15 protein-coding genes are annotated in these 15333 nt (G+C 66.6%); 5 read left to right on the forward strand and 10 right to left on the reverse strand.

Annotation, left to right across the window (positions count from 1 at the left end; translation table 11 throughout):
* The first annotated feature begins 65 nt into the window (after window positions 1–65).
* From ACSQ3M_RS20795 to ACSQ3M_RS20805, 3 genes are all read left to right on the forward strand, one after another.
* Entirely contained in the window at window positions 66–515 is a 450-nt protein-coding gene (locus tag ACSQ3M_RS20795; RefSeq protein WP_436151979.1) for a tetratricopeptide repeat protein, read from the forward strand.
* A gap of 95 nt (window positions 516–610) precedes the next feature.
* The gene (locus tag ACSQ3M_RS20800) at window positions 611–1969 is read left to right on the forward strand and encodes an esterase-like activity of phytase family protein (protein ID WP_436151980.1); all 1359 of its coding nucleotides are present in this window, start codon (window positions 611–613) and stop codon (window positions 1967–1969) included.
* A gap of 203 nt (window positions 1970–2172) precedes the next feature.
* The gene (locus ACSQ3M_RS20805; RefSeq protein WP_436151981.1) at window positions 2173–2535 is read left to right on the forward strand and encodes an SPW repeat protein; all 363 of its coding nucleotides are present in this window, start codon (window positions 2173–2175) and stop codon (window positions 2533–2535) included.
* Window positions 2536–2580: 45 nt separating this feature from the next.
* On the opposite strand, the gene ACSQ3M_RS20810 is transcribed toward ACSQ3M_RS20805, so the two are convergent.
* From ACSQ3M_RS20810 to typA, 8 genes are all read right to left on the reverse strand, one after another.
* Window positions 2581–3360 carry an ATP-binding cassette domain-containing protein gene (locus ACSQ3M_RS20810; RefSeq protein ID WP_436151982.1) on the reverse strand — a complete coding sequence of 260 codons (780 nt, stop codon included), beginning with the start codon at window positions 3358–3360 and terminating at the stop codon, window positions 2581–2583.
* A gap of 11 nt (window positions 3361–3371) precedes the next feature.
* Window positions 3372–4664: a sugar ABC transporter permease gene (locus tag ACSQ3M_RS20815; protein WP_436152251.1), complete on the reverse strand. Its 1293-nt coding sequence runs from the start codon at window positions 4662–4664 to the stop codon at window positions 3372–3374.
* A 4-nt stretch (window positions 4665–4668) separates the two neighbouring features.
* Window positions 4669–5688: a D-xylose ABC transporter substrate-binding protein gene (gene xylF, locus ACSQ3M_RS20820; protein WP_436152252.1), complete on the reverse strand. Its 1020-nt coding sequence runs from the start codon at window positions 5686–5688 to the stop codon at window positions 4669–4671.
* Between the two features lie 227 nt (window positions 5689–5915).
* Window positions 5916–7148, reverse strand: a complete 1233-nt coding sequence (locus tag ACSQ3M_RS20825) for a hypothetical protein (protein ID WP_436151983.1) — start codon at window positions 7146–7148, stop codon at window positions 5916–5918.
* Between the two features lie 154 nt (window positions 7149–7302).
* Complete coding sequence (locus ACSQ3M_RS20830; RefSeq protein ID WP_436151984.1) at window positions 7303–8241, reverse strand: aldo/keto reductase; 939 nt, start codon at window positions 8239–8241, stop codon at window positions 7303–7305.
* A gap of 108 nt (window positions 8242–8349) precedes the next feature.
* Window positions 8350–9633: a hypothetical protein gene (locus ACSQ3M_RS20835; RefSeq protein WP_436151985.1), complete on the reverse strand. Its 1284-nt coding sequence runs from the start codon at window positions 9631–9633 to the stop codon at window positions 8350–8352.
* 98 nt (window positions 9634–9731) lie between these two features.
* Window positions 9732–10292: a hypothetical protein gene (locus tag ACSQ3M_RS20840; RefSeq protein ID WP_436151986.1), complete on the reverse strand. Its 561-nt coding sequence runs from the start codon at window positions 10290–10292 to the stop codon at window positions 9732–9734.
* 8 nt (window positions 10293–10300) lie between these two features.
* The gene (gene typA / locus ACSQ3M_RS20845; RefSeq protein ID WP_436151987.1) at window positions 10301–12124 is read right to left on the reverse strand and encodes a translational GTPase TypA; all 1824 of its coding nucleotides are present in this window, start codon (window positions 12122–12124) and stop codon (window positions 10301–10303) included.
* A 193-nt stretch (window positions 12125–12317) separates the two neighbouring features.
* On the opposite strand from typA, the gene ACSQ3M_RS20850 reads away from it, so the two are divergent.
* Complete coding sequence (locus ACSQ3M_RS20850) at window positions 12318–12779, forward strand: Rrf2 family transcriptional regulator (protein ID WP_436151988.1); 462 nt, start codon at window positions 12318–12320, stop codon at window positions 12777–12779.
* Window positions 12754–13659 carry an NAD(P)/FAD-dependent oxidoreductase gene (locus ACSQ3M_RS20855; RefSeq protein ID WP_436151989.1) on the forward strand — a complete coding sequence of 302 codons (906 nt, stop codon included), beginning with the start codon at window positions 12754–12756 and terminating at the stop codon, window positions 13657–13659. The genes ACSQ3M_RS20850 and ACSQ3M_RS20855 overlap by 26 nt, the downstream gene beginning before the upstream one ends.
* A 7-nt stretch (window positions 13660–13666) precedes the next feature.
* Here ACSQ3M_RS20855 and ACSQ3M_RS20860 read toward each other — a convergent pair whose 3' ends face one another.
* Window positions 13667–14002, reverse strand: a complete 336-nt coding sequence (locus ACSQ3M_RS20860) for a hypothetical protein (protein ID WP_436151990.1) — start codon at window positions 14000–14002, stop codon at window positions 13667–13669.
* Window positions 14003–14073: 71 nt separating this feature from the next.
* Window positions 14074–15327 (reverse strand): TAXI family TRAP transporter solute-binding subunit, encoded by a 1254-nt coding sequence (locus ACSQ3M_RS20865; protein ID WP_436151991.1) that lies wholly within the window; start codon window positions 15325–15327, stop codon window positions 14074–14076.
* Window positions 15328–15333: the final 6 nt, after the last annotated feature.

The raw sequence follows: 15333 nt of genomic DNA on the forward strand, positions 1-15333 counted from the left end.
GAGGATGCTCTGCTGGTGGAAACGCCGGGGCCATGCTTTGGTTTCGGCAGATCAAGGAGGCGAGGATGCGACGGAGCGGCTTTTTCGGCGGCGCGCTGGCGCTGCTCGTCTCGGTGGGCGCGGCACAGGCAGTCGGCCCCGACTGGACCATGCTCGACGAGGATCCGGATTATCGCCAGGCGCGACGCTGGATCGAGGAGAAGAACTACCAGCCAGCGATCGACAAGTTGATGGGCCTGCTCGTCCGGCAACCAAACTCACCGGAGCTGTTGAACTGGATCGCCTTTTCGCAGCGCAAATTGAAGAACTATCCGGTCTCGAAGCAGTTCTACGATGCCGCACTGCTGCGCGACCCGACCTATCTGCCGGCGCTGGAATACCAGGGCGAATGGTTCATCGAGACCGGCGACATGGCCTCGGCCAAGGCCAATCTGGAGAAGCTGAGCAAGCTCTGCGGCCGCTGCCACGAATGGCAGGATCTCGACCAGGCGATCCGGGCGGCGGAGGCGAAATAGCGCCGTCACGCAAGCGTCACGACGTTGTCGCGCGACTGCAAGATGCGGACGCGAAGCGGGGCCGTCCCGCTTTTCCGCAACCGGAGCTCCCCGCCATGCGTCTGCGCCTCGTCTCCGCCCTCCTGCTATCCTCGACCATGCTCGCCGGCGCGCAGGATGCGCCGAAAGAGTTTCCGGCCAAGCTCGTCGGCCACGCTCTGCTGCCGGCCAACACCATCATCCCGGCCCCGGCCGATGCGCCGGCGGATCTCAAGGTCTCCGGCAAGTTCACGACGCCGGGCAAGCGGATCGAGCAGGTCGGCGCGGTGATGGGTCTTTCGGGCGGCCGCCCGACCGGTCTCTCCACCCCCTTCGCCGGCCAGCCGGTGCAGGGCTTCTCCGGCATCCGCTCGCTGGGGAATGGCGAGTTCCTGGTGCTGACCGACAACGGCTTCGGCGCCAAGGCGAACTCGCCGGACGCGATGCTGTTCTTCCATAAGCTCAAGGCCGATTTCGCCGGCGGCAAGATCGAGCGCACCGCGACCACCTTCCTGCACGACCCCGACAAGAAGGTGCCGTTCCGCATCGCCAACGAAGGCACCGAGAAGCGCTATCTGACCGGGGCCGACTTCGACCCGGAATCGATCCAGCCGATCGGCGACAAGATCTGGATCGGCGACGAGTTCGGCCCATACCTGATCCGCGTCGATGCCAGCGGCAAGGTCGAGGCGGTGTTCGAGACCACCGTCGACGGCAAGCCGGCCCGCTCGCCCGACCATTACGCCGTGACGACGCCCGGCGCGCCGAACCTGCCAGTCGAGTTCAATGTCCGCCGCTCCAAGGGCTATGAGGGCATGGCGCAGTCGCCGGATGGCCGCTTCCTCTACCCGCTGCTCGAAGGCCCGCTCTGGAACGTCGAGACCAAGGGCAATGAAGAGGTCGACGGCAAGGAAGTGCTGCGCATCCTCGAATTCGACGTCCAGGCTGAAAAGTGGACCGGCCGCTCCTGGTTCTTCCCGCTCGAGGCCAAAGGTCTCGCCATCGGCGACTTCAACATGATCGACGCCACCACGGCGCTGATCATCGAGCGCGACAATGGCGAGGGCACCGCCGACCGCGCCTGCGCCGCCGGCCAGAAGGGCCCGGACTGCTTCCACGACCTCGCCAAGTTCAAGCGCATCGTGAAGATCGAGATGACCGACGCCAATGTCGGCAAGCCCGTCCGCAAGGTCGGCTATATCGACCTGATGAAGATTGCCGACCCCGACAAGAAGGCGAAGCAGGGCGCGATCGACGGCGTGCTGCCCTTCCCGTTCTTCACCATCGAGAACGTCGACGTGGTCGATCTCGCGGGTGGCATCATCGTCGTCGGCAACGACAACAACCTGCCCTTCTCCTCCTCGCGCGACCCGAAGAAGGCGGATGACAACGAACTGGTGCTGCTCTCGGTGAAGGAGCTGCTCGCGGCGAAGTGAGGCGCTCGATTCGTCAAAGTCACGGCGAAGTCGAACATCGCCTGCGTCAAGTTGTCAGGTGTCGTCATGGCTGGCCCGCGCCGGCCATGACTGTTTATCGACTAGTCCTTGAGCTGTTTCGGCCACAGGCGTATAATGATTATGACCAAGCGCCTCGTGCGTGAGGCGTAGTGGTTGGATGATCGTCACTGATGGAGGTGATCATGTTGACCGCGAATATGAGTGGAAAACGACCGCAGGACTGGCTCAACCTGATCCTCGGCGCACTCCTGTTCATCTCGCCCTGGATGATGGGCTTCCTGGCCGACACCATGCCGACCCGCAATGCCTGGCTGGTCGGCGCCGTTCTTGCCCTGATCGCGATCGCGGCGCTCGCCGCCTTCGCCGAATGGGAGGAATGGGTGAACCTGGCGCTCGGCCTCTGGCTGATCGCCGCGCCCTGGATTCTCGGCTTCACCGGCAATGTCGGCGCGTTCAGGACGCATCTGGTCCTCGGCCTGCTGACGGCGGCCGTCTCGGCCTGGGCGGTCTGGGACTACCGGCACGAGCCGCATGCCACGGCCTGAAAGACCGGCCGGGTCCGCCAGGCCCGCGGCCCCGGCCACACGATCCTAACTCCGCAAAGCTCCCGGGCCCGCTACCGCGCCCGGCGGGCATTTGCCCGAGATGATCATGCCCAGCACTTCGTCCTGAGTGACGTCGCGAACATGGGCGGTGCCGACCACCTTGCCGTTCTTCATCACGCTGACGCGGTCGGCGAGATCGAAGACATCGTGCAAATCATGGCTGATCAGGAAGATGCCGATGCCCTGCTTCTTCAACTCGAGGATCAGCTCGGCGACCTGCTTGGTCTCCGCCGGCCCGAGCGCTGCGGTCGGCTCGTCCATGATCAGCACGCGGGCGTTGAAATAGATCGCGCGGGCGATCGCAACCGATTGGCGCTGGCCGCCGGAAAGCGCCTTCACCGGCTCCTTGAAGCGGCGGAAATGCGGATTGAGCCGGCCCATCACCTTGCGGGTCTCGGATTCCATCGCACTGTCGTCGAGCGTGCCCCACGACGTCAAAATCTCGCGTCCGAGGAAGATGTTGGCGGCGGCATCGACATTGTCGGCGAGCGCGAGCGTCTGGTAGATCGTCTCGATGCCGTGGCGCTTGGCGTCGCGGGGCGAGGCGATCGAAGCCGGCTCGCCGGCGATCCTGATCTCGCCGGCATCGGCGCGGTAGGCGCCCGATAATATCTTGATCAGCGTCGACTTGCCGGCGCCGTTATGGCCGAGCAGGCCGACGACCTCGCCGGCATGCAGATCGACGCTGGCATGGTCGACCGCCTTGATGCCGCCGAAAGCGATCGAGATCTCGCGCATCTCGACGAGGGGCGTGGTTGCATCCATTGTTGCCTCCCTCACCCCAGCCGCTTGCGATAGAGCCCGTCGAGCCAGACGGCGAGGACGAGCACGATGCCGACGACAATGTTCTGCAAGGGCGTGTCGACGCCGATCAGCACCATGCCGGACTGCAGCGACTGCATCACCAGCGCGCCCAGCATCGCGCCGACGATCGTGCCGACGCCTCCCGCGAGCGAAGTGCCGCCGATCACCGCCGCAGCGATGACATAGAGCTCGTCGAGCTGACCGGCGGAGTTGGTCGCGGCGTTGAGGCGGGCGGTCGAGATGCAGGCGGCGATGCCGACCAGCGCGCCCATCAGCCCGTAGACGAGCATCAGCACTTTGCGCGTGTTGACGCCGGAGAGCTGCGCGGCTTCCGGATTGCCGCCAATGGCGAAGACGTAGCGGCCGAAGCGCAAACGCGTCGCCAGGAAGCTCATGGCGACGCCGACGGCGAGCGCCAGCAGCACCGGCACGGCAAGGCCATGACCGATGGCAAGCCCGCCCTCAGGCCAGGTTCCGCCTTGCGCCTCGGTCAGCCGGCGGGCCACGCCGGCCGGCAGGAGATAGGCGTTGGCGATCAACACGCTTCCAATCACCGTGCCGCAGGCGAGCGCAGCCAGCGCGATCTCGGCCCAGAGCGGCCGGAGAGCGAAGCCGTAGCGCTTGCGCCGCCGCCGCGTGAAGACGATCGCGACGAGAATCAGGGCGCAAATGACGAGGCCGATCGCCCAGGAGGCGGAGGTGCCGATCGCACCCTCGATGCCCCCGCCGAGCGGGCGGAAGCGCGAATCCATCGGCGCGATGGTCTGGCCTTGCGTGACCCACCAGGCGCTGCCGCGCCAGACCAGGAGGCCGCCAAGCGTGACGATGAAGGAAGGGATGGCGAGATAGGCAATCAGCGCGCCCTGGAACAGGCCGATCACACCGCCGAGCACGACCGCCGCCGCGATCGCGATCAGCCAGGTCGCGGGATGCTCGAAGCCGATCAGATCGGGCAGCAGCCTTGCCTGCACCAGCCCGATCACCATGCCGACGAAGCCGAGCATGGAGCCGACCGAGAGATCGATGTTGCGGGTGACGATGACCAGCACCATGCCGCAGGCCATCACCGCGACCGAAGCGGTCTGGACCGAAAGGTTCCAGAGATTGCGCGGCGTCAGGAAGGCGCCACCCGAGAGCCAGTTGAAGCCGAGCCAGATCACCGCCAGCGCGGCGATCATGCCGACCATCCGCGCGTCGAACTCGATGGCGCGCAGGTGATCAGAAAGGCTTCTGGCTTCCGGCGCCGGCGAAACCGGCGCTGGCACAGCCTCAGTCACAAGCCTTGACCTTGCCGGCGGCGACGCCCTGGCAGACGGCGGCCTTCGGCGCCCAACCGGCCTCGATCACGGCGTTGAGATTGTCCTTGGTCACCGGCACCGGCTTCAGGAAGAGCGCGGTCATCTTGGCCTTGCTCGGTCCCTGGTCCCAGGCAGTGGCTCCGGGAACCTCGGTCAGCTTGGCGCCACCGGCGAGCTTGATTGCGATCTCGGCGGCGTTACGCCCGAGCTCGCGCGCATCCTTCCAGATCGTCACCGTTTGGGTGCCCTGCGCGACGCGGTTGAGCGCAGCGCGATCGGCGTCCTGGCCGGAAACCGGAACGGAACCGGCAAGGCCCTGCGCGGCCATGGCGGCGATGGCGCCGCCCGCCGTGCCGTCATTGGCGGCGACGACGGCATCGACCTTGTTGGCGTTGCGCGTCAGCATCTGCTCCATGTTGCGCTGGGCGTTGGCCGGCAGCCAGCCATCGGTATAGGCCTCGCCGACATTCTTGATCTTGCCGGCATCGATCGCGGGTTTCAGCACCTCGATCGAGCCCTGGAACAGGAAGTTGGCGTTCGGGTCCGAGCTCGAGCCCTTGATGAAGACGTAATTGCCCTCGGGCTTGGCCTTGACGATCTCGCGCGCCATCATCCGGCCGACCTCGACATTGTCGAAGGTCAAATAGAAGGCCTGCGGGATTTCGATCAGCCGGTCATAGCCGACGACCGCGATGCCCTCGTCGACCGCCTTCTGGACCGCCGGGCGGATCGCCTGCGCATCCTGAGCCAGCACGATCAGCGCCTTGGCGCCGCGCGCGATCAGGCTCTCGACATCGGTAAGTTGTTTGATCGGCGAAGATTGTGCATCGGCTGAGAGATAGGTGCCGCCGACCTTCTCGATTGCCGCCTTGATCGCAGCCTCGTCGGTCTTCCAGCGCTCCTCCTGGAAATTCGACCAGCTGACGCCGATCACCGGGCCCTTGCTCTGGGCGAGAGCGGGATATGCGCTGCCGAAGGCCGCGAGCGCCAGGCTCGCGGCGAGAAAATGGCGTCTCAACACGGCGTCTCTCCCTTGCTGTCCCTGCGCGCTTCTGGGGCCGGCGCGTCAGGGAGCGAAGGTGAGCCCATCGGCCGGCGGGCTGTCAAGCGGACACCTAGCAAAATTTGAGGAGCGCACCTCATTTTTTAAGCTCGGTGTCGCGCGCCGGAAACCGATTGGTTCCAAACGGGAATTTCGGCGTCCCCCCGAGCGAGGCGTCAGCGGCAGAGCGCGGCCCGCAATGAGGGCAGACGCAGAACCTCGGCGGCGGTTCCGGTGCGCTGCCAGCTCGACGGGGTGCTGTCCTCCGCCGGCGGATCGACGCGCAGAAAGACCGAGCTTCGATCCGTCATCCGGCAAATAAACTCGCGCTGGATTTCAGCCGTCATCGGCCCCTCGGGCGCGGACCCATCATCGTTCGAGGCGACGATCAGCGGGCTACCGGGCAGGCTGACCGTGACCGTACGCAGCCGCGTCTGCAGAGCCGCCTGGCCGACGAAGAGATGAAACTGCAGGGCCGCCGTCTGCTGGTAGCGCCCTTCGGCGACGGCCAACGCCAGCCGCAAGGTGCCGCCGCGGTGCGGGCCGAGCTCGACAGAGCCGATCGGGGTTGCCGGCGCGGTAAGCGTCGCCGGAACCACCGGCGCCGCGTTCAGGCCCGCAGGCGCGCCCGGTGCCAGCCCGGACCGCAGGCTGGAGAAGGTGAGCGCGGCCGAGCCGAGCTCCGTCGCGATCGTCGTTGCGAGCATCTCGTCGGGCTTGAGGTAGCGCATCGTGTCGGCGGGCGTTGACACCGTCACCTCGATGAAGGAGCGGTCGAGCCCCATGGCGTCGAGATAGCGTCTCATCTTGGCGTCGATTTCGCCGGTCGCCTGCTCCTGCTTGACCGTCCGCGTCTCCGTTTTCTCGTCAACCAGTTCCCTGCGCCCGCGCACAATCTTGTAGTCGCGCACCGTCGTCGTCTCGGTCTCGACAATGGTCTGCTGGTGCACGCCGATGCGCGATTGCGACGGGATGATCCGGCGTTGCCCTCCGGCGAGGAAGAGCGTGCAGGCCGAGGCGCAGAGCGGGCTGCGCTCGTCGATGGTGCCGAGCGCCGGGTCTCGCTGGGTGAAGACGGTGCGGGCGACCGCGATGTCGAGGCCGCTCTTGCGGACGAGCTCGCCCATGGCGATCGCAGCCTCGACCGTGCCGCCGGTCGAATAGACCAGCAGCGGCAGCTTGCGGCCATTCAGCCCGGCGAGCGCACGGCGCAATTCGGCGACCGTATCGTTGCTGATCGCGCCCTGAGCCGCGAGCCATTCACGGCAATCGGGCTCGCAGGGCTCGGCGCTGCGGGTCAGCACGATACGCATCGGCTCCGGCTGCGGCGCCACGGCAGGCTTGTCCTGCGCTACTGCCGGCAGGGCGAGCAGCGAAAGAGCCAGGGCGAGAAGGGAAACGATACGCATCACGAAACCAGCGTTCTCCGCCGCAGTCGGCGCAAGGAAGCCCCAGGCGCGAGGATTTGACAACAGCCTCCCTGCCCCGTCGCATGGGCAGGGGGATAGGGTTAACGATCTCGCTTGGTCGTTGGGCTTCTTTGAGGCGCTCTCGCGGCGGATTTCAGCGCGTGATCGCGTCGATCTCGGCCAGTTCCTCCGGTGTCAGCGCCCAGTCGGCCGCCTTGACGTTGGCGGCGATCTGCTCGGGCCTAGTCGCGCCGGCGATGACGCTGGAGACGACCGGCTGGGCGGCGAGCCAGGAGAAGGCGAGCTCCAGCAGCGTCCGGCCGCGCGCCTCGCAGAATGCGGCGAGCTTCTCGGTCTTCAGCCAGTTCGCCTCCGTCAGCACCTCGCCGGCGCGCTGCGCCTCACGGGTCATACGGGCGCCCTCCGGCATCGGGGCGCCACGCTGGTACTTGCCAGTGAGCAGGCCGTTGGCGAGCGGGAAATAAGGGAGCAGGCCCATGCCGAAATGCTGCGCAGCCGGAATCAGCTCCTTTTCGGCGCCGCGAACCAGCAGGCTGTACTCGTCCTGCGCCGAGGCGAAAGCCTCGATGCCGAGCGTCTTCGCCGTCCAGTGCGCATCGGCCACCTGCCAGGACGGCAGGTTCGAGCAACCGATATAGCGGACCTTGCCCTGGCGGATCAGGTCCTCGAGCGCCCGTAGCGTCTCCTCGATCGGGGTCAGCGAGTCGGGCCGGTGGAGCTGATAGAGATCGATCCAGTCGGTCCGCAGCCGCTTCAGCGAGGCCTCGACCGCCTCGACGATGTAGCGCCGCGAGCCACCCTTCTTCACACCCTCCTCGTCCATGTTCATGCCGAACTTGCTGGCGAGCACGATGTCCTTGCGGCGGGCGCCGAGCAGCTCGCCGAGCGCCAGCTCCGAGCCGCCGCGATTGCCGTAGATGTCGGCGGTGTCGAAGAGGGTGATGCCATGCTCGATCGCGGCGTCGACGACCTTGCGCGCCGCCTCCAGATCGATCCGGCCGCCGAAATTATTGCAGCCGAGGCCGACGAGCGAGACGCGCAGGCCGGAGCGGCCGAGATTGCGGAACTGCATGGTGAAATCCTTCCCCTTTATCGCGGAGCGCAAGGGAGCAGAGCCGCAAAGTGGGCGCAATGGCCGTCGACGCAGGGCGGGTCGGCAGCCAATGAAGGCGCGGCGGCTCTAACGGCCCCGGCAGAACTCGCGCTGCATCGACAGAAGCGGCGGCAGGCCGGCGACCGTGGCGATCTTCGACCATTGGCCGAGTCCGTCACCTCCAGCCTTGGGTCCGATTTCGATCGCGATCCAGGTCCGCTCGCGCAGGGCACATATACGCGACAATGGGAATTCGGCCGTCATCGGCCCCTCGGGTTCGGCCGGATCGTCATTGCGCGCAATGATCGGTTCATTGTCCGACATCCGGAACGAGGTCGACAGCAGGCTGGTCGCGACCAGTTTCGGTCCACGACGAAGCCGCATGTAGACTTTCACGGTGTCGGTCTGGTCATCCCGCCCGCTCATCATGATCTGAAGCTGGTGAGGCGGCTGGCCACGCCGCCGACCAAGATCGATATCCCCGGCGATCTTGGCTTTCCCCAGATCGGCCAATTTGTGTTCGGCCGTGAGCGCGGCTGCGATCGCCCGAGGCTGTTCCAGAGGAAATAGCGGAGGCGGCGGGGCGGCATGGGTTGCGATCCGCGTCTGCGCCAATTCTTCAAGCTGCAAATAGCGCATGCTGTCGGCCGGCGTCGCGACCGTCATGGCCAGGAAACTCCTGTCCAGGCCCATAGCCTCGAAATGGCGTTCGAGGCGCGGGTCAACTTCACCGGCCCGCATCGGAATTTTGACGGTCTTCTTGGCCGACGCTTCTCGAATCAGTTTGCGGCTTACCTCGGCTCCATCGGCAGGCCGCCGCACGACCTGGTAGGTCCGCCGAAATGTGGTCGTGGTCCGCCAGGTCGTCGATTGATGGACACCGATCCGGGCAGTCGGCGGAACGAAGCGCCGTGCTCCGCCTGCGAGAACGAATGTGCACGCGGAGGAGCAACGCGGCATGTATGCATCGATGCGCCCTCTGATCACGCCGGGTTTCCCGTTGATCGCGCAGGGCCGGTTGCGAGGTTCACATCCGGGTTCGAACGCCGTGTTCGCCACTGCAACGTCGAGCCGGTGCTTGCGAATCAACTCTCCCATGGCGATGGCAGCCGATACCGAGCCGCCCGACGACGAGAGCAGGATAGGGAGCTGTCTCCCTTTCAACGATGTCAGCACCGCGCGCAGCTGATCCAGCGATCCCGGCACGATCGCCCCCTGCGCCGCGATCCACTCGTGACAATCGCGCTCGCAGGCAGCCTCGGTGCTTCGAACGATGACGATATGCATCGGCTCTGGCTGCTTCTTGCCTTGAGCCGATGCCATGGCCGGGCCCAGCATCAGGAAGAGCGCAAGCAGAGTTCGAAAGCGCATCGGTGAGGCCGCGGCACAAGGTCACGAATTGCTTCAGGGAAGCTGATGCCTGCCGGTTTGACAATGGGCCGCCCAATCCGCGGCCCGGGAAACTGCCGCTACGTCGCGGATTTCAGCCAACCGACCTTGCCGAGCACGTCATGCGCCAGTTCCGCCGGCGTGCGGCCGTCCGTATCAACGACAATGAAGCCGTCCGCTACGTCGCCAGCCATGCGTTTCGCCTGCCGCAACGAGCGCTCGATCTGGGCGTCACGCCCCGCGCCCGCCTCGCGGCGGTCGAGCCGTTGGAGCAAGCTTACCTCGCTCCCCCGCAAACGCACCACGGTGATGCGGGCATCGGGGATGGCGGCGAGGATCCAGCTTTTGTCGAAACCGACATGGAGCATCACGCCCGACATGATCAGGCGGGTATGGCCGAGCGCGCGATAAGTGCCCCAGAGCGCGGCGAGATTGAGCTGGCTGACATCGCCCGCACCGGGCGCCAGCAGGGCCAGCTCCTCGGCGCCGGGTTTTGGGAAGACACGGTCGAGCTCATCACTCTCGATCGCGACATGGTCGATGCCGGCCTCAGCCAGAACCGCGCCCATCTCCCAGCACAGGGTCGATTTGCCGATCCCGGCCGGGCCGGTGATCAGCAGGATCTCGACCGGAGCGATCAAAGCCTAATTCAGGCCACTTCGGCCTTCTGCTTCTGCGAGCGCTTGCGCTCGTTCGGGTCGAGGATGCCCTTGCGCAGGCGGATCGACTTCGGGGTGACCTCGACGAGCTCGTCATCGTCGATCCAGGCGAGCGAGCGCTCCAGCGTCATCCGGATCGGCGGCGTCAGGCGCACCGCCTCGTCCTTCGACGTCGTGCGGATGTTGGTGAGCTTCTTGCCCTTGAGCACGTTCACCTCGAGATCGTTCTCGCGGGTGTGCTCGCCAACGATCATGCCCTGATAGACCTTCCAGCCGGGCTCGATCATCATCGGGCCGCGGTCTTCGAGGTTCCAGAGCGCGTAGGCGACGGCCTCGCCGGTCTCCATCGCGATCAGCACGCCGTTGCGACGCCCGCCGATCTCGCCCTTATAGGGCAGATAGGCGTGGAAGAGCCGGTTCATGATCGCGGTGCCGCGCGTGTCGGTGAGCAATTCGCCCTGATAGCCGATCAGGCCGCGGGTCGGGGCGTGGAAGACGAGGCGCAGGCGATTGCCGCCCGACGGACGCATCTCCAGCATGTCGGCCTTGCGCTCGGACATCTTCTGCACGACGACGCCGGAGTGCTCCTCGTCGACGTCGATGATGACCTCCTCGATCGGCTCGAGCAGCTGGCCGGCTTCGTCGCGCTTCAGCACGACGCGCGGACGCGAGACGCCGAGCTCGAAGCCCTCGCGGCGCATCTGCTCGATCAGGATGGCGAGCTGCAGTTCACCGCGGCCGGAGACGATATAGGAGTCCTTGTCCTTGGCCTCCTCGATCTTCAGCGCGACATTGCCCTCGGCCTCCTTGAACAGGCGGTCGCGGATGACGCGGGTGGTGACCTTGTCGCCCTCGGTGCCGGCAAGCGGGGAGTCATTGACCATGAAGGTCATCGACACCGTCGGCGGATCGATCGGCTGGGCCTTGATCGGCGTCTCGACCGACGGGTCGCAGAAGGTGTCGGCGACCGAACCCTTGACCAGGCCGGCGATCGAGACGATGTCGCCGGGGATGGCTTCCTCGATCGGCGTGCGCTCGAGGCCACGGAAGGCGAGGATCTTGGTGATGCGGCCGCTCTCGACCAGAGTGCCGTCGCCCGACAGCACCTTGATCTGCTGGTTCGGCTTGGCCGAGCCCGAGACGACGCGGCCGGTGATGATGCGGCCGAGATAGGGATTGGCCTCGAGCAGCGTGCCAAGCATGCGGAACGGGCCTTCCTCGATGCGCGGCTCCGGCACATGCTTCAGGATCAGGTCGTACATCGGGGCGAGGCCCTGATCCTGCGGACCTTCCGGCGAGGGCGCCATCCAGCCCTGCTTGCCTGAACCATAGAGGATCGGGAAGTCGAGCTGCTCGTCGCTGGCGTCGAGCGCCGCGAACAGGTCGAAGACCTCGTTGATCACCTCGGTGACGCGGGCGTCGGGCTTGTCGACCTTGTTGATCGCGACGATGGGCTTCAGCCCGAGCTTCAGCGCCTTCGAGACCACGAACTTGGTCTGCGGCATCGGCCCCTCGGCGGCATCGACCAGCACGATCGCCGAATCGACCATGTTCAGGATGCGCTCGACCTCACCGCCAAAATCGGCGTGGCCGGGGGTGTCGACGATGTTGATGCGGACATCCTTCCAGACCACCGAGGTGGCCTTGGCCAGGATGGTGATGCCGCGCTCCTTCTCCAGCTCGTTGGAGTCCATCACGCGCTCGATCACGCGCTGGTTGTCGCGGTAGGTGCCGGACTGCTGCAGCAGCTTGTCGACCAGCGTGGTCTTGCCGTGGTCGACGTGGGCGATGATGGCGATGTTGCGCATGGACATGCGGTCGGGGCCTTGTTTCATGACCGCGAGCCGGCAGGGAGACCCCGGCCGGCGCAGCCATCTGTCTGAGTGAATCTGGAATTCGTTGCGCTGCACATAAACGCTTGATGGCGTTTGGGCAACCGCAATGGGGCGACGCCCGCTCTCCGGGCGGTGCTTGACAGGCGCCATATCACGTAACATTCATAGTTACATGAAACAGGACAGCCGCCTTTCCGCCACCCTGCACGTGCTGCTGCACATGGCCGATCGCGGCACAGCGATGACCTCGGAAGAGCTCGCCGCCTGCCTCGGCACCAACCCGGTCGTGATCCGCCGCACCATGGCGGGCCTGCGCGAAACCGGGCTGGTGCGTTCCGAAAAGGGCCACGGCGGTGGCTGGACGCTGGCGCGCGCGCTCGATGCGATCACGCTCGGCGATGTTCACCGCGCGCTCGGCGAACCCGCCTTGATCGGGCTCGGCCATCGCAGCGAGAACCCGCAATGCCTGGTCGAGCAGGCGGTCAACGCGGCGCTGGGCGAGGCGTTCGTCGAGGCCGAGGCACTGCTCGCCAGCCGGTTCGACCGGGTGCGGCTGTCCGATCTCGCGGCGGATTTCAGCCGCCGCTTCGACGAACGGAGACAGATCCATGCCAAGCACGACCACACCCTATGACGCCATCATCGTCGGCGGCAGCTTCGCCGGCCTTTCCGCCGGCCTGCAGTTGGCGCGGGCACGCCGCAGCATCCTGGTGATCGACGAAGGCCGGCGGCGCAACCGCTTCTCCAGCCATTCGCATGGCTTCCTCGGCCAGGATGGGCGTGAGCCGGCAGCAATCATTGCCGAGGCGAAGGCGCAGCTCCTCGCCTACTCGACCGTCGCCTGGCAGGACGCCAGAGCCAGCGACGCCAAAATCGAGGGGGATGGTTTCAGCATCACCGATTCCGCCGGCGACGAGCACCGGGCGCGGCGCCTGCTGCTGGCGACCGGCGTGCGCGACGAGTTGCCCGCAATCCCGGGCCTCCGGGAACGCTGGGGCAAGAGCGTGCTGCACTGTCCCTATTGCGATGGCTACGAGCTCGGCGGCGGCAAGCTCGGCGTGCTGGCGAGCGGCTCGTTCTCGGCCCTCAAGGCAGCGCTCGTCGCCGACTGGGGCGAGGTCACGCTGTTCCTGAACGGCGAAGCCGAGCCCGATGCCGAGGCGGCTGCCCTGCTGGCGCGCCGAGGCGTCACAGTCGAGCGCGTGCCGATCGCGGCGGCCGAAGGCGAAGGGACGGCGATGACGGGCTTGCGTCTCGCCGATGGCCGGCTGGCGCCGGTCAAGGCACTGTTCGTCGCTGCCGGCATCTGCCCGGCGAGCCCGCTCGCGGAAGATCTCGGCTGCGCCTTCGACAATGGCCCCTTCGGCCCGCTGCTGCGCGTCGACAGCATGAAGCAGACCAGCGTCGCCGGGGTCTATGCGGCGGGCGATGCCGCGACTGGCCGGCACAGCGTCGCGCTCGCCGTTGCCGACGGCGTCCTCGCCGGAACCGGCCTGCACATGTCGCTGCTTTAGAGCCGGATCACGACTTCCGGCAGGCGAAGGGCATGAAGGTCGAGGATACCCCGGCATTCATGCCCGCCATCACCATGACATTGGCGAAGTTGAGCTCCTCGGCGCTGCGCGGGCAGACATCGGGCGGTGTCTGGCAGCCGGAGGCCATGAAGGCCTCGTTGCGGGCGAGGAATTCCTCGCCCAACCCCTTCTTGCCGAAACGCTTGAGGGCCTCGTCATAGGCGGTGCGCCAGCGCTCGCATTTCACCTGCGGCCAGTTTTCGGGAGCCTGGGCCTGCAGCGGCGCAATGGCGGAGAGGGTGAGGAGCGCCCCCAGGGCAAGCGAGGCGAAGGCGGAGGTCATGGGCAAGTTCCGGAGGCGCCGGTGCGGCAACATCTTCGGATGACCTGCATTTGCGGCAGGAATGAAGCTGTTCACTCTGCCATCGCTTCCGCCAGGACGATGCGGCGCTCGGTCGCGGCGCGGCCGAGCTGATCCATGGCGAGGCGATAGGCGCCGACGCCGCCGGCATCGATGTCGCCGCGCGCATAGCTTTCCAGCACTCCGGCGAGGACGGCATCGGCCTCGCGTTCCATCGCCGCCAGTTCCGGCTCGTCCGCCGCCGTTCGCATCCCGCCGAGCAGGACGATGAGGCGGCTCAGATCCGCCATCGCGCGCTTGCGGCGTGCTACGCTCTCGACACCGAACAGGCCAGCCGCGCCCGAGCCGATCAGCGAGAGCGCCATCACGCCGAGATAGAACCAGTCGCCATAGCGCTCGAAGAAGGTCTCCTGCTCGCCGTCAATGAAGGCGGCTGCGCCGGAATGCACCGCGAGCGGCGCATCCTTGTCGGTCTCGGGCGCCTCCAGCCCCTGGATCGCCGGCAGCTCGGTCGCGAGCGTGACGCGCAGCGACAGGATCGCGCCGACGAGCTCGCCGACCCGGGCATCGTCGAGCGACTGCGCTGCCATCAGGCGCGAGGTGATCGAGATGCTCGGCAGGTTCTCGGCAGGAAGCGGCGGGTCGCCGCCGAGCGCGCCGCGGACGATCTCGCCGCTCTCGATCGCCCGGTTGCGGGCGGCGAGCGCATCGGCCTCGCGGATCGGGATGATGGTCGGGGTCTCGCCGAAGGCCCGGTGCAGGCGCGAGCCCACCTCGGTGACGACGCGGGCGTTCAGCACATTGACGGCGAAGAGCACGTCGATGTGACCATCAGCGATCGCCGCGGCGACGTCCTCCGGCCCGAGCGGGACGACGGTCACCGCCTCCGGCGAGACCTCGTATTGCGAAAGCACGAGCTTCAAGAGGTCGAGATTGCCCGATGGCGCGCGCACCACGCCGATGCGCTTGCCGCGCAGCCCGGAGATCCGGTCGGTGCCGAGATCCTTGGAGCCGATGAAGAAGGGGAAGGAGCGGCGGGTGATCAGCGCCGTATCGGCCTTGGCCGGCAGGGCGACATCGGGGCGGACGATGGCGAGGTCGACCTTGCCGGCATCGATCTTCAGCGCGCTCTCGGCCGAACCCTCGGTCAGGACGAGACGCAGACGTACCGGCTTCTTCTCGCGGCTGAGGCCCTGGACGAGGGCGGCGGCGAGCCTGGCATCGTCGGAGCCGAGCGGACCGACCGCGAGCTTCAGCGTCCTGGGCTGGCTCCACATGTAGACGCCGAGCGAGATGAGGCCGGCCATCAGCAG

It is taken from the genome of Allobosea sp. LjRoot90 (assembly GCF_964254315.1).
Classification (GTDB): Bacteria; Pseudomonadota; Alphaproteobacteria; order Rhizobiales; family Beijerinckiaceae; genus Allobosea.